General features: G+C 70.9%; 23 protein-coding genes. 4 read left to right on the forward strand and 19 right to left on the reverse strand.

Features of this window, described 5'->3' with window-relative positions; genetic code table 11:
• Positions 1-110: 110 nt before the first annotated feature.
• Both nusB and efp read right to left on the reverse strand, forming a co-directional pair.
• Entirely contained in the window at positions 111-509 is a 399-nt protein-coding gene (gene nusB / locus Q5722_RS00790; RefSeq protein ID WP_305026309.1) for a transcription antitermination factor NusB, read from the reverse strand.
• Positions 509-1,075 carry an elongation factor P gene (gene efp, locus Q5722_RS00795; RefSeq protein WP_305026310.1) on the reverse strand — a complete coding sequence of 189 codons (567 nt, stop codon included), beginning with the start codon at positions 1,073-1,075 and terminating at the stop codon, positions 509-511. The genes nusB and efp overlap by 1 nt, the downstream gene beginning before the upstream one ends.
• 574 nt (positions 1,076-1,649) lie before the next feature.
• On the opposite strand from efp, the gene Q5722_RS00800 reads away from it, so the two are divergent.
• Genes Q5722_RS00800 through Q5722_RS00815 form a run of 4 tightly spaced genes read left to right on the forward strand, consistent with a single transcriptional unit; the run spans position 1,650 to position 3,960 of the window.
• Entirely contained in the window at positions 1,650-2,105 is a 456-nt protein-coding gene (locus Q5722_RS00800) for a prolipoprotein diacylglyceryl transferase (protein ID WP_305026311.1), read from the forward strand.
• An 8-nt stretch (positions 2,106-2,113) separates the two neighbouring features.
• On the forward strand, positions 2,114-2,671 hold the full coding sequence (locus Q5722_RS00805; protein WP_305026312.1) for a hypothetical protein: 558 nt from the start codon (positions 2,114-2,116) through the stop codon (positions 2,669-2,671).
• Positions 2,668-3,198, forward strand: coding sequence for an RNA polymerase sigma factor (locus Q5722_RS00810; RefSeq protein WP_305026313.1), 531 nt, complete (start codon positions 2,668-2,670; stop codon positions 3,196-3,198). Before Q5722_RS00805 ends, Q5722_RS00810 begins: the two co-directional genes overlap by 4 nt.
• 15 nt (positions 3,199-3,213) lie before the next feature.
• Positions 3,214-3,960 carry a DUF4184 family protein gene (locus Q5722_RS00815; RefSeq protein WP_305028310.1) on the forward strand — a complete coding sequence of 249 codons (747 nt, stop codon included), beginning with the start codon at positions 3,214-3,216 and terminating at the stop codon, positions 3,958-3,960.
• Here the strand turns inward: Q5722_RS00815 and Q5722_RS00820 are convergent.
• The 17 genes from Q5722_RS00820 to Q5722_RS00905 all read right to left on the reverse strand — a co-directional run bounded on the left by Q5722_RS00820 (position 3,923) and on the right by Q5722_RS00905 (position 23,046).
• A complete protein-coding gene (locus Q5722_RS00820; protein ID WP_305026314.1) occupies positions 3,923-4,666 on the reverse strand; it encodes an SIMPL domain-containing protein in 744 nt (247 codons plus the stop codon). The genes Q5722_RS00815 and Q5722_RS00820 overlap by 38 nt on opposite strands.
• Positions 4,667-4,759: 93 nt before the next feature.
• Positions 4,760-5,191 carry a type II 3-dehydroquinate dehydratase gene (locus tag Q5722_RS00825; RefSeq protein ID WP_305026315.1) on the reverse strand — a complete coding sequence of 144 codons (432 nt, stop codon included), beginning with the start codon at positions 5,189-5,191 and terminating at the stop codon, positions 4,760-4,762.
• A 1-nt stretch (position 5,192) separates the two neighbouring features.
• Complete coding sequence (gene aroB, locus Q5722_RS00830) at positions 5,193-6,305, reverse strand: 3-dehydroquinate synthase (protein ID WP_305026316.1); 1,113 nt, start codon at positions 6,303-6,305, stop codon at positions 5,193-5,195.
• A complete protein-coding gene (locus Q5722_RS00835) occupies positions 6,302-6,811 on the reverse strand; it encodes a shikimate kinase (RefSeq protein WP_305026317.1) in 510 nt (169 codons plus the stop codon). The genes aroB and Q5722_RS00835 overlap by 4 nt, the downstream gene beginning before the upstream one ends.
• Before the next feature lie 7 nt (positions 6,812-6,818).
• Positions 6,819-8,000, reverse strand: a complete 1,182-nt coding sequence (gene aroC / locus Q5722_RS00840) for a chorismate synthase (RefSeq protein ID WP_305026318.1) — start codon at positions 7,998-8,000, stop codon at positions 6,819-6,821.
• A 67-nt stretch (positions 8,001-8,067) separates the two neighbouring features.
• The gene (locus Q5722_RS00845; RefSeq protein ID WP_305026319.1) at positions 8,068-9,972 is read right to left on the reverse strand and encodes a hypothetical protein; all 1,905 of its coding nucleotides are present in this window, start codon (positions 9,970-9,972) and stop codon (positions 8,068-8,070) included.
• A 52-nt stretch (positions 9,973-10,024) separates the two neighbouring features.
• Positions 10,025-10,702: a prepilin peptidase gene (locus Q5722_RS00850; RefSeq protein WP_305026320.1), complete on the reverse strand. Its 678-nt coding sequence runs from the start codon at positions 10,700-10,702 to the stop codon at positions 10,025-10,027.
• Entirely contained in the window at positions 10,702-11,508 is an 807-nt protein-coding gene (locus tag Q5722_RS00855) for a shikimate dehydrogenase (RefSeq protein ID WP_305026321.1), read from the reverse strand. The genes Q5722_RS00850 and Q5722_RS00855 overlap by 1 nt, the downstream gene beginning before the upstream one ends.
• On the reverse strand, positions 11,508-12,749 hold the full coding sequence (gene mltG, locus Q5722_RS00860; protein WP_305026322.1) for an endolytic transglycosylase MltG: 1,242 nt from the start codon (positions 12,747-12,749) through the stop codon (positions 11,508-11,510). The genes Q5722_RS00855 and mltG overlap by 1 nt, the downstream gene beginning before the upstream one ends.
• Positions 12,746-13,231, reverse strand: coding sequence for a Holliday junction resolvase RuvX (gene ruvX, locus Q5722_RS00865; RefSeq protein WP_305026323.1), 486 nt, complete (start codon positions 13,229-13,231; stop codon positions 12,746-12,748). The genes mltG and ruvX overlap by 4 nt, the downstream gene beginning before the upstream one ends.
• Positions 13,232-13,246: 15 nt before the next feature.
• On the reverse strand, positions 13,247-15,931 hold the full coding sequence (gene alaS / locus Q5722_RS00870; protein ID WP_305026324.1) for an alanine--tRNA ligase: 2,685 nt from the start codon (positions 15,929-15,931) through the stop codon (positions 13,247-13,249).
• On the reverse strand, positions 15,931-16,233 hold the full coding sequence (locus Q5722_RS00875) for a DUF6167 family protein (RefSeq protein WP_305026325.1): 303 nt from the start codon (positions 16,231-16,233) through the stop codon (positions 15,931-15,933). Before Q5722_RS00875 ends, alaS begins: the two co-directional genes overlap by 1 nt.
• Positions 16,230-16,742: a hypothetical protein gene (locus Q5722_RS00880; protein ID WP_305026326.1), complete on the reverse strand. Its 513-nt coding sequence runs from the start codon at positions 16,740-16,742 to the stop codon at positions 16,230-16,232. The genes Q5722_RS00875 and Q5722_RS00880 overlap by 4 nt, the downstream gene beginning before the upstream one ends.
• A gap of 201 nt (positions 16,743-16,943) precedes the next feature.
• Entirely contained in the window at positions 16,944-18,335 is a 1,392-nt protein-coding gene (locus Q5722_RS00885; RefSeq protein WP_439652464.1) for a replication-associated recombination protein A, read from the reverse strand.
• 38 nt (positions 18,336-18,373) lie between these two features.
• Positions 18,374-20,041, reverse strand: a complete 1,668-nt coding sequence (locus Q5722_RS00890; protein ID WP_305026327.1) for an ABC transporter ATP-binding protein — start codon at positions 20,039-20,041, stop codon at positions 18,374-18,376.
• A 360-nt stretch (positions 20,042-20,401) separates the two neighbouring features.
• Positions 20,402-21,487, reverse strand: coding sequence for an ABC transporter permease (locus tag Q5722_RS00900; protein ID WP_305026328.1), 1,086 nt, complete (start codon positions 21,485-21,487; stop codon positions 20,402-20,404).
• Entirely contained in the window at positions 21,484-23,046 is a 1,563-nt protein-coding gene (locus Q5722_RS00905) for an ABC transporter permease (protein ID WP_305026329.1), read from the reverse strand. The genes Q5722_RS00900 and Q5722_RS00905 overlap by 4 nt, the downstream gene beginning before the upstream one ends.
• Between the last annotated feature and the right edge of the window lie 13 nt (positions 23,047-23,059).

The following is a 23,059-nucleotide window of genomic DNA, read 5'->3' on the forward strand; positions in this document are numbered from 1 at the left end:
ATGCCGTACGAGCGGTTAACAGTGCGTAACGGTTGATTCCGGGGTCCGGGGACGACGAACGGCCCGCCACCCTCCCGCGAAGGGTGGGTGACGGGCCGCGTCGTACGGAGTCAGGCGGACTTGCGCTGGATCGCGCCGAGCACGCCGTTGACGAACGCCGGCGACTCGTCCGTGGACAGGTCGCGCACGAGGTTCATGGCCTCGGTGATCGCGACCGCGTCGGGGATGTCGTCGACGTAGAGCAGCTCGTAGACGCCGAGGCGCAGCACGTTGCGGTCGACCGCCGGCATGCGCTCGAGGCTCCAGCCCTGCGCGGACTCCGACAGCAGCGCGTCGATCTCCGCCGCGTGCTCGACGACGCCGAGCACGAGGGTGGTGGTGTAGGGGTTGGTCGGCGCCTCGCCGTCCTCGATCGCACGGTCCAGCGCGTCACGCGCGCTCTCCCCGCGGAGCTCGGAGGCGAACAGCAGGTCAAGAGCCCGCTTGCGGGCCTTGCCGCGAGCGCTCATCAGCCCTTCACTCGGGACAGGTAGGAGCCACCCTCGCGGGTGTCGACCTTGATCTTCTCGCCGTTCTCGATGAAGAGCGGGACCTGGATCTCGTGGCCGGTCTCGAGCGTGGCCGGCTTGGTGCGGCCGGTCGCGGAGTCGCCGACGACGCCGGGCTCGGTGTAGGAGATCGTGAGCTCGACCGAGGCCGGGAGCTCGACGTAGAGGACACGGCCCTCGTTCATCGCGATGATGACGTCCATGTTCTCGAGGAGGTAGTTGGGCGCGTCGCCCATCAGCTCCGGCTGGACCTCGACCTGCTCGAACGTGTCGCCGTCCATGAAGACGTACGCCGAGCCGTCGTTGTAGAGGTACTGGTAGGTGCGCTTGTCGACCGTGGCGGTCTCGACCTTGGTGCCGGCGTTGAAGGTCTTGTCGACGTTCTTGCCCGACTCGACGTTCTTGAGCTTGGTGCGGACGAACGCGGGGCCCTTGCCAGGCTTCACGTGCTGGAACTCGACGACCTGCCAGAGCTGGCCTTCGAGGTTGAGAACCATGCCGTTCTTCAGGTCGTTCGTGGTTGCCATGCGCGCGTGAACCTCTTCATGTGTCAAGTAAACGGATGCCGTCGGGGACAGCAGCCGCCAAGTCTAGACGTCCGGCGTCGTCACCGCCCATTCGGAGGTCGCGTCCGATGCGCCGGAACGGACGCCCCGCGACCTGCGCAGGTGTCCCGGTGACAATGGGCGCGTGAACACGCGCGCTCTCGGGACCTCACTGGTCTGCGTCTCCTTCGCCTCCGCCCTTGCCGGCTGTGGTCGGGCGACCCCACCGGTCTCCCCCACGCCGACCTCCGCAGCGACCGTACTGAGCGGCACACCGTCACCGTCGGCCACTCCGACGCCGGGGCATCGGAAGGCCACCCCGCGCGCCACCCCTCACCCCACGTCGCGCGGCACGGCGCCGGCCTCCGGCGTTCCGACCCCGCGCGTGTCCGCCGCGGCGACCTGGACGCCGCGGCCGACCCCGACCACCACGGCGGTCACGAGCGACATGGGTCCCGGGGCACACGATGGCGACGGGGAGTAACGCCCGCTCGTCCTCGCGACATGGACAGGACACAGGGCCGCATCGGGCGGCCCCGGTGAAAGGGAGCACCTCATGCCGAACCTGCTCGACCCCCGCATCCTGGCCGGCGCGGTGGCGACCGTCGTCGTCGCCGGTGTCGGCGTCGCCTATGCAGCCGACACCGCCACGCGTGACGACAGCTCGACGACGTCCGTGACCGAGGCGCCGGAGACGGACGCCCCCGACACCCAGGCTCCGGAGACGGAGGCCCCCGAGGCGACCGAGAGCGAGGCACCCGAGGCCGCGGAGACGGACGACCCCGAGACGGAGGCGCCGGAGGCTCCCGAGGCCGACGACCCCGAGACCGAGGCACCCGAGGCCGCGGAGACCGACGAGCCCGAGACGGAGGCGCCGGACACCGACGCCGATGAGCAGGGCGAGGACGCCGACGACCAGGGCGAGGACCACGAGACCCACGTCGACGGGGACGACGACGGGTCGGACCACGAGGACGGCGCCGAGGCCGACGGCCACGGCGAGGACGACTGAGGCAGACGATGAAGGCGGCCGAGCTGCGAGTCGACGTCCCGCGGCGCGAGCCGTCGGACGCGTTCGTCGCGCAGATGGCCGGCCTGGCGGCTGCCGGTGCACCCGCACCGGTGGCCGCCCCCGTCCGTCGAGCGCGGTGGCGTGGATGGACCGGTCAGGCGGTGGCCGTCGCCGCGGTGCTGCTGCTGATCCTCGGGGCGATCGTGCTCGGGGGCCGGTCCGACCGTGCCGCCCCTGCTCCGGCGACGACGCCGACGTCGACCGGGTTGCGTGAGCACGCGACGCCGACGGTCGCACCGCGCGAGCCCGGCCCGGACGACGTCCGGCACCGCTCCAACTCCGTCACCGGTGCGTACTCCGGCACCGCGGGCGCGCAGCCGACGCCCGACACGGGAGATCCGGTCGGCACTGGTCCTGCCCTCGAGGTGAGCCCGAAGCGGGAGGTGGCGAACGACCCGGATCCGGCCGATGAGTCGCCGGACGTCGACGAGCCGGAGGAAGACCAGGCATCGGCAGACGTGGCGGACGACCCGGTGGACGACCGCGGCGGTGACGACGCCGAGTGAAGCGGGACGACGCACTCGTCGAGTGCGCGAAGCGAGGTGACCCCGACGCCTGGCGCGAGCTCTACCGGAGCCACGCCGGGCGCCTCGTCGTCTGGCTGCAGAGCCGGTCGTCCAGCGATGCGGCCCTCTCCTGCGAGGACATCGCGAGCGAGGCCTGGCTGGTCGCCGCGAGCCGCGTGCAGGAGTTCAGCGGCTCGTCCGACGAGTTCGCCGGCTGGCTCTTCGGCATCGCACGCAACCACGTGCTGAACCTGCATCGACGCGCGGGCCGGCGCCGCACCGAGCCCGACGGCGGAGTGGCGGCCGGAAGCCTGCTCGCCCGCGACGACATCGCGGCGTACGACGGGCTGGACGCGGTCCGCCGTCACCTCGCCGTGCTCCCGGACCGCGAGCGCGAGGTGGTGGCGTGCCTCGAGGTCGTCGGCCTCGACGTCGCCGGTACCGCGGCGGCACTCGGCATCTCCGCCACCGCGGTCCGGGTCGCCCGCCACCGAGGTCTGAAGAAGCTGCGCGGAGCCACCACCTAGCCTTGCCGGGTGCCGATGACACTCGCCCACCCGGCGGCTGTCCTGCCCTTCGCGAGGACGCGCCTCCCCCTGCCGGCGCTGGTCGCAGGCTCGATGCTGCCCGACATCCCGGTCTTCCTCGGCATGCCGCACCTCTACGAGGTGTCACACAGCATCCGTGGGGTCCTCGGCATCGACATGGTGGCGACCTGCCTCGCCGTCGTGCTGTGGATCGGTGTCTGGCGGGAGGCGGTGCTCGACATGGCGCCTGGCGCGGTCCGACGCCGCTTCGCCCCGCCGCGACGACCGGCGCTCGACTGGTGGCTGCTGGTCCCCGTCGCGGCCTGGGTGGGCGCAGGCACCCACGTGCTGTGGGATGCGTTCACCCACGGCGGTCGCTGGGGGCCGCGGCACCTCGCGTGGCTCGACGACCGCTGGCACGGCTACCTGGCCTACCGGTGGCTGCAGTACGGCTCGAGCGTGGTCGGGCTCGCCATCGTCGTCGGCGCACTGGTGACGGCCGTGGCGCGGCGTTCGCCCCGCGGAGATACCCGTGCCCGTCGCCTCCCGCCTGCCACGCTTCCCGCCATCGCGGTCATCGGGCTGACGGCAGGCCTGGCCGGCGCCATCCGGTCGGCGCACCGGGGGCTCCACGACATGGCGTTCAACGGCGTGGTCGACAGCATCATGACGACGACCGCCCTGGTCGCACTGGCCTGCCTGCTCTGGCAGGCCAGCCGCCTGCTCAGTCCAGCTCGTACACGACCTGGACGGACACGCTGAGCTTCTGCTCGCCGGGCTCGATCGGCACGGCGGCGCCGGCGGCCGACGCCTTGGCGTCGAATCCGTCGATCGCCGCGGGCTGGTAGCCGGCCGAGGCGCTGTTCTCGCGGATGGTGACGACCTCGCCCAGGTCGCGCCCGCCTGCGGCGGCGTACGCCTTCGCCCGCGCCTTCGCGTCCTTCATCGCCTTCTCGCGGGCCTCGGCCATGGCGGCGTCCTTGTCCGAGAGGGTGAGTCGGGTGCCCTGTACCCGGACCGCGTTGCCGCCCGCCGTGACCGCGTCACCGATGACCTTGCCCGCGGTGTCGAGGTCGCGCGCGTAGACGCGGATCGAGTGGTCCGCGTCGTAGCCGGCCTGGCGCTCCCCGCCGCGGCTGTAGTCGTAGTGCGGGTTGACCGAGAAGCCGGTGGTCCGGATGTCCTTCTTCGCGACACCGGCCTTCTGGAGCGCGGCGGTGACCTTCGCCTCGATCGCGTTGCCGTCGGCGAGGGCGGCGGCGTTGGTGTCCCGCGTGACGTGGATGGTGAGGTCGGCGATCAGCAGGTCGGGCACCACCGTGACCTTGCCCGAGCCCGCGACGGTGACGGACTCGCTGCCGGGCTTGTCGTGTCCCTTGGCGCCGAGCGCATAGGCACCCAGCACCCCGAGCACGAGCAGGACGACGAGGGCGGCGACCCCGCCGATGAGGGCACGTGGACTGGTCATGACGACTCCTGGAGCTCCGGGGTTGATGCAGAGTAGACGCCGCACCGACCTGATCGGTTCCGTTTCCGGCCCCTTGCGGTCCGGCGAGCCCCGTCAGCCTCTCGCCAGCAGCTCCAGCGCCTGGCGATAGCCGTCGATGCCCTGGCCGGCGATCACCGCAGCGGCGTACGGCGTGACCACGGAGGTGTGCCGGAACTCCTCCGGCCGCTGCTTCGGGTCGGAGATGTGCACCTCCACCAGCGGGGCGACGAGCTGGGCGCACGCATCGAAGATCGCCCACGAGTAGTGCGTCCAGGCGGCCGCGTTGAGGACCACCGGCGTCGCGTCGTCGGCAGCCTCGTTGAGCCAGTCGAGCATGACGCCCTCGTGGTTGGTCTGCCGGGTCTCCACCAGGAGGCCCAGGTCGGTCCCCCACTGCGCGCAGAGGTCGGCGAGCTGGTCGTGGGTGGTCGTGCCGTAGATCTCCGGCTGGCGGCGTCCGAGGCGCCCGAGGTTCGGTCCGTTGAGGACCAGCACGCGTCGCATGTCAGGCCTCCTGCCGGGTGGCACCGGCCATCACGTCGTACGCCGCGCGGAGGTGCTCCTCGGACGGCCCGCTGAGCACGACGGGCTTGCCGATCTCGTCGAGGACCACGAAGCGCAGGGTGTTGCCGCGGGACTTCTTGTCGACGCGCATGGCAGCGAGCAGGTCCTCGAACGAGGCCCGGTCGTAGGAGATCGGCAGGCCGACCGAGGCGAACGCCGCAGCGTGGCGCGCCGCCAGCTCGTCGTCGATGTGGCCGGTGAGCCGCGCGAGCTCGGCGATGAAGACGCAGCCGATGGCGACCGCCTCGCCGTGCCGCATCGTGTAGCCCTCGGCGCGCTCGATGGCGTGCGCCATCGTGTGGCCGTAGTTGAGCGCCTCGCGGCCCGGATGGCCGTCGCGGCCGCCGGTCTCCTTGAGGTCATCGACGACGACGTCGATCTTGACCTGGATCGCGCGCTGCACCAGTTCCGGCAGCACCTCGCCGGCAGGGTCCGTGGCCGCTCCCGGGTCCGCCTCGACGAGCGCGAGGATCTCGGGGTCGGCGATGAAGCCGCACTTGATCACCTCTCCGAAGCCCGCGACGAGCTCCTGCCGAGGCAGCGTGAGCAGCGTGTCGAGGTCGACCAGCACGCCCGACGGCTCGTGGAACGCTCCCACGAGGTTCTTCCCCGCGGCGGTGTTGATGCCGGTCTTGCCGCCAACTGCCGCGTCGACCATGGCCAGCAGCGTGGTCGGCACGTGGACCACCTTCACGCCGCGCAGCCACGACGCGGCCACGAAGCCGCCGGCATCGGTCGTCGCGCCGCCACCGAAGGTGACGACCGCGTCCGACCGGGTGAAGCCGGCCTCTCCGAGCGCCTCCCAGCACTGCACGATGATGTCGGCGTCCTTGGTCTGCTCGCCGCTGGGCAGACCGAGCGCGAGCACGTCGTACAGCGGGCGGAGGACGTCCAGCACCGGCTCGGCGAGCTCGGCGAGCTCGGCCGCGTAGAGGAACGCGACACGCTGGACGCCCTCACCCAGCAGGCCGGGCAGGCGGTCGGCGAGGCCGCGCCCGATCACCACGTCGTACGGTGCGGCACCGCCGACGTGCAGCGTGATGTCGTTGCTCATGCGTTCTCCTCCACGCGACGGATGATCTCCGCCGCCACGTCGTCGGGGGTACGGCCGTTGGTGTCGACGGTGATGGTCGCGACTGCCGCGTAGATCGGCGCTCGCTCCTCGAGGAGCTTCATGACGCGTGCGCGGACGTTGCCGAGCAGCAGCGGGCGTCCGTGGCCGAGGCCGACACGCTTGACCGCGTCCGCGACGCCGACCTCGAGGTAGACGACCGTGTGCCCGGCGAGCGCTTCCTGCGTCACCGGCGCCAGCACGGCGCCACCGCCGAGGGCCAGCACGCCGTCGTGCTCGACGAGGGCGGTCGCGACAGCGGCCACCTCGAGCGCACGGAAGTGCTCCTCGCCCTCGTCGACGAAGATCTCGCTGACCGGCTTGCCCGCCGCGGCCTCGATGTCCTGGTCGGTGTCGCGGACGCCGAGGCCCCAGTGCTCACCGAGGCGGCGCGCGACGGTCGACTTGCCTGCCCCCATCGGACCGACGAGGACGACGCGCGGAGCCACCCTCAGCTCACTTGAAGTTGATGGCGTCGAGGTACGCCTGCGCGTTGCGGCGCGTCTCCTGCACGGAGTCGCCACCGAACTTCTCGATGACGGCGTCGGCCAGGACGAGGGCCACCATCGCCTCGGCGACGATGCCCGCGGCCGGGACGGCACAGACGTCCGAGCGCTGGTGGTGGGCGACGGCCTCCTCGCCGGTGGCGACGTCGATCGTCTTCAGTGCGCGCGGGACGGTGGCGATCGGCTTCATCGCAGCGCGGACGCGGAGCACCTCGCCGGTCGACATGCCGCCCTCGGTGCCGCCGGCCCGACCCGACGTACGCCGGATGGTGCCGTTCTCGTCCTTGACGATCTCGTCGTGCGCCAGCGAGCCCGGGGTGGCGGCCAGCTCGAAGCCGTCGCCGATCTCGACGCCCTTGATCGCCTGGATGCCCATCATCGCCGCGGCCAGACGCGCGTCGAGACGACGGTCCCAGTGGACGTGCGAGCCGAGGCCCTGCGGCAGGCCGTAGACGACGACCTCGACGACACCGCCGAGGGTGTCACCGGACTTGTGGGCCTCGTCGATACGGGCGACCATCGCCGCCGACGACGCGGCGTCGAGGCACCGGACCGGGTCGGCGTCGAGCTTCTCGACGTCGGCGAAGACCGGCAGGTCGGTGCCGGTCGTGCGTACGCCACCGAGCTCGATGACGTGGCTGACGATCTCGATGTCGAGGACCTGCTGGAGGAAGTTGCTGGCGACGCGGCCGAGCGCCACCCGAGCTGCGGTCTCACGCGCGGAGGCGCGCTCGAGGATCGGCCGGGCCTCGTCGAAGTCGTACTTCTGCATGCCCACGAGGTCGGCGTGGCCCGGGCGCGGACGGGTCAGCTTGGCGTTGCGACCGGTCTCCTTGAGCAGCGACGGGTCCACCGGGTCGGCGGACATGACCGTCTCCCACTTGGGCCACTCGGAGTTGCCGACGCTGAGCGCGATCGGGCCGCCCTGGGTCTTGCCGTGGCGGACGCCGCCGGTGATCGTCACGACGTCCTGCTCGAACGCCATGCGCGCACCGCGGCCGTAGCCGAGGCGGCGACGGGCCAGGGAGTCGGCGATGTCGGCCGAGGTCACCTCGACGTGTGCCGGGAGACCTTCGAGGATTGCAGTGAGCGACGGTCCGTGGGACTCGCCCGCAGTGAGCCAGCGAAGCATGGGGTCATCCTTTCACGCTCGCGCGTCCGCCCGTGCCGGCGGTGTCGCTGGCGGGACACGTGACAGGTCAGGGCGTGATTATCAGTGTCGGCAGGCGCCGCACCGTCTGGAGGAAGCCGCCACCGGCCGGGCGCACCACCCTGAGTGGCAGCTTTCCGGTCGCAGCCGGTCGGAAGGCGAGGCGGTAGGTGCCGGTGGAGGTCGCGCACCGCTCGGCCTCGGTCACCCACCGGTGTTGGCGGTAGCTCTCGAGGCGGAGCTTCGTCGTGCACGAGCCCGGCAGCATCGTGCCGGTGACGACGACGGCGTCGCCGGCACGGACCGTCGTCGCACGGAGGTGTCCGGTGAGAGCCACGAAGCTGTCGACGCGGATCGACGGCCCCGTCGACCCACCCCAGGAGCCGTCGGAGGCGAGGGTCTGCACCCGGTAGTACGCCGACCGCCCCGCGATCGGGCTGAACCGCACGATCCCGGACGCGTCCGACGTCGTCGTGGCCACGGCGCGCCACGTCGTCGTCCCGACGACCCGACGCTGCAGGGTCGCGGTCACCCCCGCCCGCGGAGCCCCGTCCACCGAGGTTGTGCCGCTGAGCGCCACCTGCGCGCCGTAGGTCCCGGGAGGCCGCGTACGCAGCGTCCCGAGCGCGCGCGGGAGGACCCGGTAGGTACCGGTCAGGCGCATGTCGTGGCCGGCCATCGGGGACACCGTCACCTCGACGGTGTGGGTGCCCGGCTGACCGGTGGGCAGAACGACGACCGGCTCAGCGGTGGTCGGGCACGACGCGGAGCAGATGAAGCCACCGGCGGTGATGCCGTCGACGGTCACGGTGAGATCGACGAGGGAGGAGTTCGTGGTGCTGGCGCGACTCGTGAGGGACAGCTTCGAGCCGGGCATGACGACGGCGTCGCTCGGCAGGTCCCAGCTGGCGAACAGGGTCTGCGTCACGTCGACCGCGGCACTCACGGTCGACGAGATCCCGCGATCGTCCGTCACGGTGTAAGCGATGGTGTGCTGGCCCGCAGGCACGCGCTCACCGGAGTAGCCCGCGGCAACGTGGTTGACCTCGTCGCTCGCCCCGACCGGCTCGACACTGCTGACCGCGCCGTCGATGGTGGTGGTCACGGACGCGACGCGTGTCTCGGGCAGGTCGTTGCCTGAGTTGTTGCGGAGCGCGTACTGAAAAGGGATCTCCACGCGGTCGAGGTCGTCGTCCAGGGTCGGATTGCCCAGGACCGGCGCCGTGAGGATCGGACCGTGATCGACCATGTATCCCACGACGTGGCCGATGTTGCCGATGCCGCGGTCGTCGACTGCCCGCACCGCGATTCGGCGGCCGTCCTCGTAGTAGGCGGATGTGTCGAGCGACGCCGTCCACGGGCCACCGACGACCGAAGGGGCCGCCATCGGGATCTTCGCGCTGCTGGTGAAGAGGTACATAGCCTGCACGGAGCCGCCGTCGTGTGCGCTCGGATAGGCCCGGACCAGGAGGGAGTCATCGGCCGTCAGCGGCCAGACACCGCCTCGGGACGCACCGTCCACGACCACCGTCGGGCGCTTGTTGTCGAGCTGGACAGTGCCCGTGGCCCTTGCAGGCGCGGAGTTGTCCGTCGTGTCGGCGCGCACAGCGAAAGTGCTGACACCGTCCTCGTACTCCCAGGACGAGACATTGCCCGACTGCGTCCAGATGTCCGGCGTGCGTGTGGTGTCGAACGTCGCGGTCTCGATGCATCCGGCTGTGCAGTCGGCGCCGTAGAGGGAGAACGACGACTTCTGGTCGGCGAACGTCGCGGTCGCGGAGTAGATCGGCGTGCCGGCCGACGCCGTTACCCGGAAGGTGACGGTCAGATTGCCGGTGACGGTCGCCCCGTCCGCCGGGCTGATGATCTCGACCGACAACGTCGATGCGGCATCTGCCGGAGCAGCAACCAGCAGGGGGCTCAGCATGAGCAGCGCGGCCAACGTTCGTCTCACGGCACGAAGCCTAAGCGTCGGTGCAGCAACCAATCGCATCGGCACCGATCGGCTAGGACACGGCCTGCCAGACAACGCCCACGAGCACGCCCAGCAGCATGAACGGACCGAACGGGAACGACCGGTCCGTGGTCAGCCGGAGCAGCCGCATGGGCACCCACAGCACAACGCCCAGCACGAACCCGGCGTAGCCACCGACCAGGAGCGCAGGGGCACCGAGGTAGCCGAGGGCGAGGCCGATCACGCCGGAGAGCCGGACGTCGCCGAAGCCCATGCCGGGCGTGAAGCGCCAGAGCAGCCAGTAGAGCGCGCGGAGCACCGCGAGCCCGACCAGCGCGCCGAGGAGGCGCCGCGGCTCCCCCGCCAGCAGGCCCGCAGCGACGACGAGCACCCCCACCACGAGGTACGACGGCCGGATCAGCGCCGTGGGCAGCAGCCGCAGGCGCCAGTCGACGTAGCCGAGCGCCACACCGACCGGGCAGAGGTAGAGCAGGAAGAGCAGGGCCCAGTCCGCGCCCAGTGCCCCACCCACCACGGCCCCGGCTGCTGCGGAGGCGAGGGCTGCCTTCCAGAGGAGGCCCGGGGCGGCCGCGAGGTCGGCGTACGGGACCTTGTCGGTGGCCGACGGGCTGTCGGGTGCCGGTTCGGGAAGCGCCCGGACGAGACGGGGCACCAGCAGGCCGAGGAGGCCCGCGACCGCGGCACACCAGGCGGCGACCACGAGGTGCATCAGAGGAGGTTCCGCGCGCCGAGCTCGGCCTCGCCGGCCGCGCGCATCTCTGCGAGTGGAGCCTCGTGGCCGGTGAAGAGCGAGAACTGGATCCCGGCCTGGTGCACGAGGAGGTCCAGGCCCGACACGAGGACGCCCTGGGCCGCACGTGCCAGCGGCGTCGGCCACGGGTGGTACAGCACCTCGAACGTGACCGCGACGTCGTCGCACCGGGAGATCAGGTCCGGCGTCTGTGCCTCGACCGGGATGGTCGAGACCAGGATGTCGCCCTCGGCGAAGTCGTCGGCAAGCGACCCGACGATGATCGTCGGCGCCGAGGGGTGCCGGTGCACGGCGGCGACGGTCTCGGCAGCCCGCTCCGGCGAGCGGACCAGGAAGCGGATCTCGGTGACGCCCAGGTCGCACAGGGCGAGCGCCGTCGACGTCGCGGTGGCGCCACCTCCCAGCACCGTCGCGGCGAGCAGGCGTCCGTCGAAGCGCTCGTGGATCGCCGCCACCGCACCGGGGATGTCGGTGTTGTCGGCGTGGACCGTGCCGTTGTCGAGGACCAGGGTGTTGGCCGCACCTGCCAGCCGGGCGCGGTCGGTGATCGTGTCCGCCAGCGGCATGGCCTCGCGCTTGAGCGGCATGGTCAGCGAGAGGCCGCGCCACTCCGGCCCGCGCTCGGCGACGAAGGCAGCGAGACCGCCGGCCGGGACCCGCTTGGTGCGGTAGGTCCAGTCCATGCCGAGGGCTGCGTAGCCGGCCCGGTGCAGGACCGGCGAGAGCGAGTGGGCGATCGGGTCGCCCAGGACGGCACACTTCATCAGCAGCGGTCCGACTCGGTCGCGCAGTAGTGCTGGAACTCGGCCTTGTACTTCGCGAACTCAGCCGCTGTCGAGGCGAACTTGGTCTCCCCCGTGCGCAGGTTGACCGTCACGTAGTAGTACCAGTCACCGGTGGCGGGGTGGGCCGCTGCAGCGAGCGCGTCGTCGCCCGGAGCCTCGATCGGGCCCGGCGGCAGGCCGGCGTTGCGATAGGTGTTGTACGGGCTCGCCACGTCGAGGTCGGCGTTGGAGGTGTGGGCCACGCCGGTCCGGCCGAGCGCGTAGTTGACCGTCGCGTCGATCTGGAGCTTGCCGACCGTGCCGGCCGTGCCGGGGTGCTCGATGCGGTTGTAGATGACCCGGGCGATCTTGGGCATGTCGTCGCCGCGGCCCTCCGCCTCCACGAGAGCCGCCACCGTCATCAGCTCGCCGGGCGTGTAGCCCAGGCGCTTGGCGGACGCCTCGAGGTCGACCTTGTCGGCGGCCTGGCGCCAGCGCGCGACCATCTCCTTGAGCATGTCGACCGGCCTGGCGTTGGGCGCGAAGGCGTAGGTCGCCGGGAAGAGGTAGCCCTCCGGGTTTCCCTTGGCGTACGCCGGCAGGCCGAGCTGCCCGGGGTGGTCCAGGACCTTCTGGAACTGCGCCTTGGAGAAGTCGGTGTGCTTGACCAGCAGGGCGACGACGTCGACGACGCGGAGCCCCTCGGGGACGGTCACCTTGTCCGTGCGCTGGTTGGCCGGATCGCTGAGGACCGCGAACGCCGCCTCGGCGCTCATCTCCTTGCGGACCTCGTAGAAGCCCACCTGGATCTGCGAGGAGGCGTCGGCATGCGCGCGGGCGTAGTCGATGTAGGCCTGTGCCGACTTCACCACGCCCGCGTCACGCAGCTTCACGCCGATCTGGTCGGCGGTGTCACCGGCTGCGACCTCGACGAGGACCGGGGTCGTGCCGTTGCCGGAGTAGTCCTCCGGGCCCTGGAACTGCTCCTTGATGCGGTCGAGGCCGACGATGCCGCCGGCGACGACGGCACCGCCCATGAGGACGATGAGGACGAGCAGGAGCAGGCAGCCCCCGCCGACGCGCTTGCGCCCGCCCCTGTGACCGCCGCTGACGTCGTGCGAGAAGCCCAGGGCCGCGCCGAGGTCACCGTGGTGTCCGGCGGGCGAGCGGTGCTGGCCCGCGGGGTGGGGCTCCGGGGTGGCCGGCTGCTCGATCGGCTGCTCCGGCTGCTGCTCGGTCACGCCTGTTCTCCCTCGTTCACCACATCGTCTGCGACCGCCACGACCTCACCGGGCGCGCTGCCGCGTGCCCTCTCGGAGTCGAGCGCGTTCTGCAGGATCACCACCGCGGCGACCTGGTCGACCACTGCGCGGCGCTTCTGGCCCTTCCGGCCCTGGGACCGCAGCTGGGCCTCCGCCGTCACCGTGCTCAGTCGCTCATCACACAGCCTCACGGGCACGGGCGCAATGCGCCGCGCCAGCAGACCGGCGAACTCGCGGACCTTCACCGCTGCGGGCCCCTCCGTGCCGTTGAGCGACCGTGGAAGGCCCATGACGACCTCGACGGCGTTCTCCTCCTCGAGGATCGCCGCGAGCCGCCCGAGGTCGCCCTCGCCACGCGGGACCGTCTCGACCGGGGTCGCGATGATGCCCATCGGGTCGCACCGCGCCACGCCGATCCGGGCGTCTCCCGGGTCGACGCCGAGGCGCACTCCCATCCGCATCGTCAGGACCGTCCGTCAGCCCTGGACCGTCTGCTGCACGGAGGCGACCACGGCAGCCACGGCGGCGTCGACCTGACCGGTCTCGGTGCCGCCGCCCTGCGCCATGTCGGCCTTGCCGCCGCCCTTGCCACCGATGTGCGGGCTCACGGCACGCAGCAGGTCGTTGGCCGAGAGACCCTTGTCGCGGGCGACCTCGTTGGTCGCGGCGACCACGGAGACCTTGCCGTCCGCCACGCCCAGGACGACGACCACGACGGCCTCGCTCGGCGCGAACCGCGCACGCACGTCGGTCACGAGCGTGCGGACGTCGCCGCCCCCGGCACCGTCGACGCGCTTCGCGACCACCTTGACGCCGTTGACGTCCTGCGCGGCGGCAGCGATGTCGCCGGCGGCTGCGAGGAGCTGCGCGACGCGGACCTTCTCGATCTCCTTCTCCGCGGCGCGGAGACGGTCGACGAGATCGCCGACGCGACCCACGAGGTCGTCCGGCTGGGCCTTCAGGAGCTCGGTCAGCTGGCCGACGACGTCACGCTCGCGGGCGAGGTACCTGAAGCCCTCGAGGCCCGTGAACGCCTCGATGCGCCGGTTGCCGGAGCCGACCGAGGCCTCGCCCGTGACGACGAGCGTGCCGATCTGCGAGGAGTGGTCGACATGCGTGCCACCGCAGAGCTCGCGGCTCCAGGGGCCGCCGATCTCGACGACGCGGACCTTGCTGTCGTCGTAGGTCTCGCCGAAGAGGGCGATGGCGCCCCACTCCTTGGCCTGCGGGAGCGTCATGTAGTCCCAGGAGACCGGGAGGTCGGCGCGGAGGGCCGCGTTGGAGACCTCCTCGACGTCCTTGAGCTGGGTCGCAGTGAGGGACTGGGTCCAGCCGAAGTCGAGGCGCAGGTAGCCCGGCCGGTTGAACGAGCCGGACTGCAGCGCGGTCGGGCCGAGCACCTCACGGAGTGCCGCGTGGATGACGTGCGTGCCGGAGTGCGCCTGGCGGGCCCCCGTACGCCACTCCTTGTCGACCTGCGCGTGCAGGGACCCGGCTCCGGCAGCACCGGGGGCGTACTCGCCGTCGACGACGCGGACCTGGTGGACGACGAGGCCCTTCACCGGGCGCTGGACGTCGAGCACCTCGAAGCGTCCGCCGTCGAACTCGATGATGCCGGCGTCTGCGGCCTGGCCACCGGACTCGGCGTAGAACGGCGTGCGGTCGAGCACGAGCTCGCCGACCTCGCCGTTGCGCAGCACGTCGACCCGGGCGCCCTCGCGGAGCAGGGCCACCGGGCGCGACTCCGTCTCGAGCGTCTCGTAGGCGAGCCACTCGGTGGGGCCGGTCTCGTCCATGATGCCGCGGTAGACGGTGAGGTCGGCGTGGCCGCCCTTCTTCGCCTTCGCGTCGGCCTTGGCCCGCTCGCGCTGCTCGGCCATGAGGCTGCGGAAGCCCTGCTCGTCGACGCTGAGGCCTGCCTCGGCGGCCATCTCGAGCGTCAGGTCGATCGGGAAGCCGTAGGTGTCGTGGAGCTGGAACGCCTTGTCGCCACCGAACGTGGTGGCGCCTGACTTCTTCACCTCGGCGGCCGCCAGGTCGAAGATCTGGGTGCCGGACGTGAGCGTCTTGCGGAACGCCTCCTCCTCCGCGTTGGCCACGGCGGAGATGCGCTCCCAGTTGTCGAACAGGTCGGTGTAGGTCTGCCCCATGCGGTCGCGCGACACCGGGAGCAGCTCGCGCAGCGCCGGGTCCTCGTAGCCGAGCAGGCGCATGTTGCGGATCACGCGGCGGGCCAGGCGGCGCAGCACGTAGCCGCGGCCCTCGTTGCCCGGGGTGACGCCGTCGTTGATCAGCATCATCGACGAGCGGATGTGGTCGGCGACGACACGGAAGCGGACGTCGTCCTCCGGGTTCGCGCCGTAGCGCTTGCCGGTGAGCTCCTGCGCCTTCTCGATGACCGGGAAGACCACGTCGGTCTCGTACATGTTCGACTTGCCCTGGAGCAGGTACGCGACGCGCTCCAGGCCCATGCCGGTGTCGATGCCGGTCTGCGCGAGCGGGCCGGCGATGTCGACGTCGTACTTGGACCGGGCGGCGGAGATGTCGTCCTGCATGAAGACGAGGTTCCAGAACTCGAGGTAGCGGTCGCCGGCGTCCCAGTCGCGGTCGGCACCGAACGCCGGGCCACGGTCGATCAGGATCTCCGAGCACGGGCCTCCGGGGCCGGGAACGCCCATCGACCAGTAGTTCTCGCTCGGGGGCAGCCGCACGATCCGGTCGTCCGGAAGGCCGGTGATCCGCTTCCAGAGGGCGACCGCCTCGTCGTCGCCGTTGAGCACCGACGGGTAGAGGACGGACTCGTCGAGCCCGAAGCCGCCGTCGGCCTGCGACTTGGTGACCAGCTCCCAGGCGAGCTGGATCGCACCCTCCTTGAAGTAGTCGCCGAAGGAGAAGTTGCCGCACATCTCGAAGAAGGTGCCGTGGCGGGTGGTCTTGCCGACCTCCTCGATGTCCGGCGTGCGGATGCACTTCTGCACGCTGGCGGCACGCTTGAACGGCGGGGTCTCCTGGCCGAGGAAGTAGGGCTTGAACGGGACCATGCCCGCGTTGACGAAGAGCAGGTTCGGGTCGTCCAGCAGCAGCGAGGCGCTCGGGACCACCGTGTGGCCCGCGTTCGCGAAGTGGTCGGTGAACCGTCGGCGGATCTCGGCGGTCTCCATCAGTGCTGTCCTCGGCTTTCGATCTGCTTCATCTGTGCTCCCGCAGGAGCGAGTTCGGTGGTGCGGCGGCTGGTCTCCAGCGGGGGCAGCCCGAGCCGGCCGCGCAGCTCGTGCTCCTTGTCGATGCGGGCCTGCTCGACCTCCGCTCGGAGCATCCGGGCCCCGAGCGCCAGCGAGCGGCCCCGGTCACGGAGCCCGTCGGGCGTGAGGGCCTCCTGGGCGCGGCGCGCCTTGACCATCCCGTAGACGCCCACGCCGACTCCGGCGACGAACATCGCGGCCCGGCCGGGAACGACGCTCATCCGGGCACCCGCTGCGACGATCGGGGCGACTCGCGCTGGGCAGCCCGCTCTCGCGCGCGGATCTCGTCCCGGACGCGGCGGTACTCGTCCTTGCGCGCCTTGCGGGACCGCTTGACCTCGCGCTTCATCTCGAAGCGGATCCGGTTGCGGACCTCGGGAGCCAGTGCCCGTCGTACGCCGTGGGTGAGGGCTGCTGCCTTGACCACGGTCTCGCGCGCGACGATGTCGACGAAGAGCCGGCCGTCGATGCGCTGCACGGTCTCGGCCGGCTCGGGGGTCTCCTCGTCGCCGTCGCCGAGGCTGGTGATCACGAACTCCTCGGGCGCGGCAGGCGGGCGCGCTGCCTGCACGGCGAGTGCGTCGACCCTGGCCCGGAGCTCGGCCGCCTCGGCACGGGTCCGGGCGAGCTCCGCGGCGGTGCGCTCCCGCTCACGGCGCACCAGTGCGACGGCGGAGGCGCACACAGCGACCACAACCACCACGGCGAGCGCGACGACGACCCAGATCACAGTGCCCGACCCTATCGCGGCGGCGGGCGCGGCCACACGACGGTTCACCACAGCCGCGGTCGGCGTGAACCGACACGTTGACGTGTCAACCTCCAGCGATCCCCGCGTGCAGCCCGGTCGATGACGCGTCAACCTGTCGGTTCGCGTCGTCAGCCACGACGAGCATCGCCGTCACCGGTCCGGGTCGACGCGTGACGGCGCTCAGCGCTGGCCGCGCACGATCGCCCTGATCCGCTCCCAGCGCTGCTTGACCGACGCCTCGGCGCCGAGCTCCGTCGGGCGGTAGTACGCCGCGTCCGCCACGACGTCGGGGAGGTACTGCTGCGAGGCGATGCCGAAGGGCTCGTCGTGCGCGTAGATGTACGGCTGCGGCGCCCCTGCGGCGTGACCGAGCTTCTTCGCGCCCGCGTAGTGGCCGTCGCGCAGGTGCGGGGGCACGGCGCCGACCTTCCCCGCGCGGACATCGGCCTGCGCCTCGTTGATCGCGACGTACGCCGCGTTGGACTTCGGGGCCACGGCGAGCGCGATCGTGGCCTGCGAGAGGTTGATGCGCGCCTCGGGCATGCCGATCAGCTGCACCGCCTGGGCGGCGGCCACCGCGGTCTGCAGCGCCGTCGGGTCGGCCAGCCCGATGTCCTCCGAGGCGGAGATGACGAGGCGGCGGGCGATGAACCGGGGGTCCTCCCCCGCCTCGATCATCCGGGCCAGGTAGTGGAGCGCGGCGTCGGCGTCGGACCCGCGGATCGACTTGATGAAGGCCGAGATGACGTCGTAGTGCTGGTCCCCCTGCCGGTCGTAGCGCACCGCCGCCACGTCGACGGCCGTCTCGGCGGTCGCGAGGTCGATGACCGGCTTCGCGTCACCGGCCTGCAGCCGTGCACCTCCGGCGGCGGCTTCGAGGTAGGTGAGCGAACGCCGGGCGTCTCCCCCCGCGAGCCGGACCAGGTGCGCGGCAGCGTCCTCCTCGAGGAGCACCTCGCCGTTCAGCCCGCGCGGGTCCGCGAGCGCGTGGTCCACGACCTTCCGGATGTCGTCGTCGGTGAGCGACTCGAGGCGCAGCAGCAGGGAGCGCGAGAGCAGTGGAGAGATGACCGAGAAGAACGGGTTCTCGGTCGTGGCGGCGACGAGGGTGACCCACCTGTTCTCGACCCCGGGCAGGAGGGCGTCCTGCTGGGCCTTCGAGAAGCGGTGCACCTCGTCGACGAAGAGCACGGTCTCGCGCCCTCCACGGGCCAGCTCGCGCCGTGCGTCGTCGATCGCCGCGCGGACCTCCTTGACGCCCGCCGAGACCGCCGAGACCTCCACGAACCGGCGGTCGGTCTGCTGCGACACGATCGACGCGATCGTCGTCTTGCCAGTGCCCGGCGGCCCCCAGAGCAGCAGCGACAGGGCCTGGTCGCCCTCGACCAGCTGCCGGAGCGGCGAGCCGGGCGCGCGGAGCTGCTCCTGCCCGACGAGCTCGTCGAGGGTCCGCGGCCGCATGCGGACGGCGAGGGGCGCCGACGCGTGGGTGTTGACACCCAACGAGCCGGCGCCCGGCACCTCACCGCCTGCAGGCGGGGTGTCGTCGTACGCGAAGAGGCTGTCATCCACGCTGCCAGCCTAGGGCGTGTCCGGCAGACCTCCCCCGCCTAGGAGACGCCCTCCTGCTCGATCAGGCGGTCCCGCTCCTCGCGCCGCCAGCGCTGCTCCACGGGGTCCGGGACGGGCACCGCTGCGACAAGGCGCTTGGTGTAGTCGTCCTGCGGGTCGTGAGCGACCTGGTCACGCGGACCGATCTCCACCAGGCGGCCCAGGTGCATGACGGCGATGCGCTGGGTGAGCTGCTCGACCACGCCCAGGTCGTGGCTGATGAACAGGCAGGCGAAGCCGTGCGACTGCTGCAGCTCGTGGAACAGCCCGAGCACGCGCTCCTGCACCGAGACGTCGAGCGCCGACGTCGGCTCGTCGGCGATCAGCAGCTCCGGTTCGAGAGCGAGCGCGCGGGCGATGCCGACGCGCTGCCGCTGGCCACCGGAGAGCTCGTGCGGGTAGCGGTTGCGGAAGCCGCGGGCGAGCTGCACGTCGTCGAGGAGCTTCTCCACCCGCGCGCTGAGCTCCTTGCCGCGAAGCTTCCGGTGCAGGTAGAGCGGCTCGCCGATCGACTCACCGATCGGCAGACGGGGGTTGAGGGACGAACCCGGGTCCTGGAAGACGAACCCGACCTTCTCGCGGAGCGGCCGCAGCGACTTCACCTTGGCGCCACGCATCTCGATGCCACCGACCGTGAGGGATCCCCCGGAGACCGGCTGCAGGCCGACCAGTGCGCGACCGATCGTGGTCTTGCCGGAGCCCGACTCGCCCACGAGGCCGAGCACTTCGCCGGCCGAGATCTCGAACGAGACGCCGTCCACGGCGGTGAACTCGGGCTGCTTGCCCCGCTTGGGGTACTTCAGCACGAGGTCCCGGGCCACCACGACGGCCGGCGCGTCGAGGTCGACCAGCGGCATCTCGAAGTCGTTGCGCGGGTTGCCGAAGTACGGCACCGCGCCCAGCAGGCGCTGCGTGTACGGGTCGGCCGGCGACGCGAAGACGTCGATCGTGTCACCGCGCTCGACGACCTTGCCGTCCTTCATGACGATCATGCGGTCGGCCATGTCGGCGACGACGCCCATGTCGTGCGTGATCAGGATGATGCCGCAGTCGATCCGCGTGCGGAGGTCGCGCATGAGCTTCAGGATCTCCGCCTGCACGGTGACGTCGAGGGCCGTCGTCGGCTCGTCGGCGATCAACAGCTTCGGCTCGCAGGCGAGGGCCTGCGCGATCATCGCGCGCTGGCGCTGACCGCCCGAGAGCTGGTGCGGGAAGCTGTTGAAGCGGCGCGCCGGATCCGGGATCTCGACCATCGTCAGCAGCTCGATGGCACGCGCCTTGGCAGCCTGGGGCGTCAGGTCGAAGTGCGAGCGCAGCGTCTCCACGATCTGGAAGCCGACCGTGTAGACGGGGTTCAGCGCGGTCATCGGCTCCTGGAAGATCACCGCGATCTCCTTGCCCCTGACCTTGCGCATCGGAGCACCGGTCAGGCCGATGAGCTCCTTGCCGTCGAGCTTCGCGCTGCCGGTCGCCCGGCCGTTGCTCGGGAGCAGGCCGAGGAGCGACATCGACGTCTGGGTCTTGCCCGACCCCGACTCGCCGACGATGGCCAGTACCTCGCCGCGGTTGACGGTGTAGTTGACTCCCTCAGCGGCGGTGATCCACTCACCGTCGACGAAGAACTCGACGCTCAGGTCCTGGACCTCGAGGATGGGAGTATCAGACATGCGCATTCACTCCGGACGCTTGCTGGGTTGGACGGCCATCGGTGTTGCCGTGGTGGGTGTCGCGGCGCTCGTGGCCGCAGGAGAGCTGGTCAGCGGTTACACGCTGGCGCTGGCCGCGCTCGGGGTGGCCGGCTACGCGGCGTACGTGCGTCCGTACGTCGACATCAACCCGGGCGAGCTGGTCTTCGCCAACCCGCTCCGCACCGTCCACATCCCGTGGCCGGCGGTCGAGGAGGTCAACGGACGCCTCGGCCTGCAGGTCACCACCACCGAGGGACGCCACACCGCCTGGGCGGCGCCGCTGCGCCGCCGCCTCGACGAGGACGTCCTCCAGCAACTCGAGGAGCATCGTGCCGCCGGTCACCTCGACGACCCCCGCTTCGAGCGGCCGAAGCCGACGATCCGCTGGAACATCGGCGTGGTCGCCGCCGCCGCGTTGTTGTCCGCCTTCGCCATCGCCTTGGCGCTCGGCACCTTCTTCTGACGAGGGTCGAACGCGTCGCGCAGGCCGTCGCCGATGAAGTTGATGCACAGCGCGAGGATGATGATGATCAGGCCCGGCCACCAGAAGAGCCACGGACGGGCGGCGAAGGCGCTCTGGTAGTTCGAGACCAGCCATCCGAGCGAGACGTTCGGCGGGTTGATGCCGAAGCCGAGGAACGACAGCGCCGTCTCCAGGAGCACCGCCGACGACATCAGCAGCGTCGTCTGGACGATGATCACGCCCATCGCGTTGGGCAGGATGTGCTTGAAGATGATGCGCGCCGGACGCGCACCCGACACCCGGGCAGCGTCGACGAACTCCCGCTCACGCAGGGCGAGGAACTCTCCCCGGACCAGGCGGGCGAGCGTCATCCAGAGGATGGCCCCGAGCACGACCGCGAGGACCCAGGGCGGGGCCTCGTTGAACTTCTTGCCGAGCACCGCGCCGACGACGATGACCGGGAAGGTCAGGAACAGGTCGGTGATGCGCATGAGGGCCTGGTCGGCCCACCCGCGGTAGAAGCCCGAGACCGCGCCGACGACGATGCCGATGACCATCGAGACCACGCCGACCACGACCATCACCATGATCGAGGTCTGCGTGCCCTTCATGACCAGCGCGAAGACGTCGTGACCGACGTCGTCCTGGCCGAACGGGTGGATGCCCCACGGGATGGTGCCCGCGACCGTGCTCGGGTCACCGCCGTTGACGATCTCGGGCAGGTCGTTGATCCCCCAGCGCCACCAGCCCGGGACGTCCAGGCCGAGGATCGAGAAGCCGACGGAGGAGTACGCCAGCAGGATCACCAGCGCGAGGACGACGAGGCCGCCGATGGCGCCCCGGTGGTGCAGGAAGCGTCGACGGACGATCTGGCCCTGGGAGAGCCCCATGACCTCCTTCAGCTCGATCGCGTTCTCGAGGTGCTCCGCGGGTCGGTCCACGGGATGCAGGTCGTTGGTCATGCGTCCACCCGGATTCGAGGGTCGAGGACGGCGTAGAGCACGTCCGCGAGGATGTTGGCCAGGGGCGCGAGGATCGCGACGATCAGCAGGTAGCCCATGACCGGGTCGAGGATCTCCTCGTGCAGTGAGGCGACGAAGAGATGGCCCATGCCGGACCAGCCGAACACCGTCTCGGTGATGAGCGCGCCACCGAGGATGAAGAGGATGTCGACCGGGACGACCGAGGCCAGCGGGAGCAGGGCGTTGCGGAAGGCGTGCCGCATGATCACGGTGCGCTCGGCGAGGCCCTTGGCCCGCGCCGTACGGATGTAGTCCTGGTTGAGGACCTCCAGCGTCGACGCCCGCACGTAGCGGGTGTACGACGCCATCGAGACGAGGACCAGGGTGATCGACGGCAGCGCGATGTGCGTCAGCAGGTCGGTCGTGTGCATCCAGAACGAGCCCGTCAGGTTCGGCGTCGAGTCGCCGGACGTGGCGATCGGACGGCCGTGGACCCACGACGAGTTCGTGTAGTCGTGCCAGGTCTGCGCGAGGCGATCCAGGAAGAGCATCGCCGCCACCAGCACGGCCGTGATCGCTCCGGTGCGTGCCGAGCGGGAGCGCTCGGTGCCGCCGAAGGCATAGCCGACGCCCATGCCGACGACGGCCGACACGACGGCGAGGCCGATCATCAGCAACCACGAACCCGGCACGGCGTTCCAGAAGAAGAGCATCGGGTAGTAGAGGACCCCGCCGATTCCCGCGACCGTCAGTGCCGTGTAGAGCGACCTGCGGTTGCGGAGACCCGTGCTCAGGGTGGTCACGCCGAACGCGATCGCGACCGAGATGAGCAGCACCTTCAGCAGGTCGAGGGGACTGCCCTCACTGGGGGTCACGAAGAAGTCCGACAGGTTGGCGTACAGCATCAGGGCTGCGACGAGGGCGGCCGTGATGCCGCCGATGCGCAGGATCCGGGCCCGCCCGCCGCCACACGCGGCACCCACGGCGAGGCCCGTGGCGAGCGCGGCGCCGACGATCCACCCGACCGAGAACTGGCCGCCCTCGGCGATGAAGTCGTTGAAGTCGATCGCGAGGAATGACTTGAGCATGACCGCCACCCAGAAGACCGGCAGCGAGTACATGAGGAACGACAGGAAGGTGATGCTGTAGTCGAAGCCGCTGTACTGGCGCAGGGCGCTGACGATGCCGATGGCGGCGCCCACGATGATCGCGATGACGGTGGCGAGCAGCACGAGCTGCACGGTGGTCACGATCGCGCCGCTCAGCATGCTGGTGACGGCCTCGTGGGTCTTCCAGTTGGTGCCGAGGTCGCACTGGCCGTAGACACAGCCCGAGGCGCCCTTCAGCCAGTCGAAGTAGCGGGTGATGATCGGCTCGTCGAGGTGCAGCTGGGCGGTCAGGTGCGCCATCTGCTGCTGCTTGGCGAGGGTCGGCATGGTGCTCGCACGGAGCGTGGACAAGGGGTCGACCGCGATGGCGACCAGGAAATACATCAGGAAAGACGAGATCAGCACGACGAGTGCGGACGTCGTCAGGCGACGTACGAGAAAAGTGATCATGGCTTCATGCGCG

The organism is Nocardioides jiangxiensis (assembly GCF_030580915.1).
GTDB lineage: Bacteria > Actinomycetota > Actinomycetes > Propionibacteriales > Nocardioidaceae > Nocardioides > Nocardioides jiangxiensis.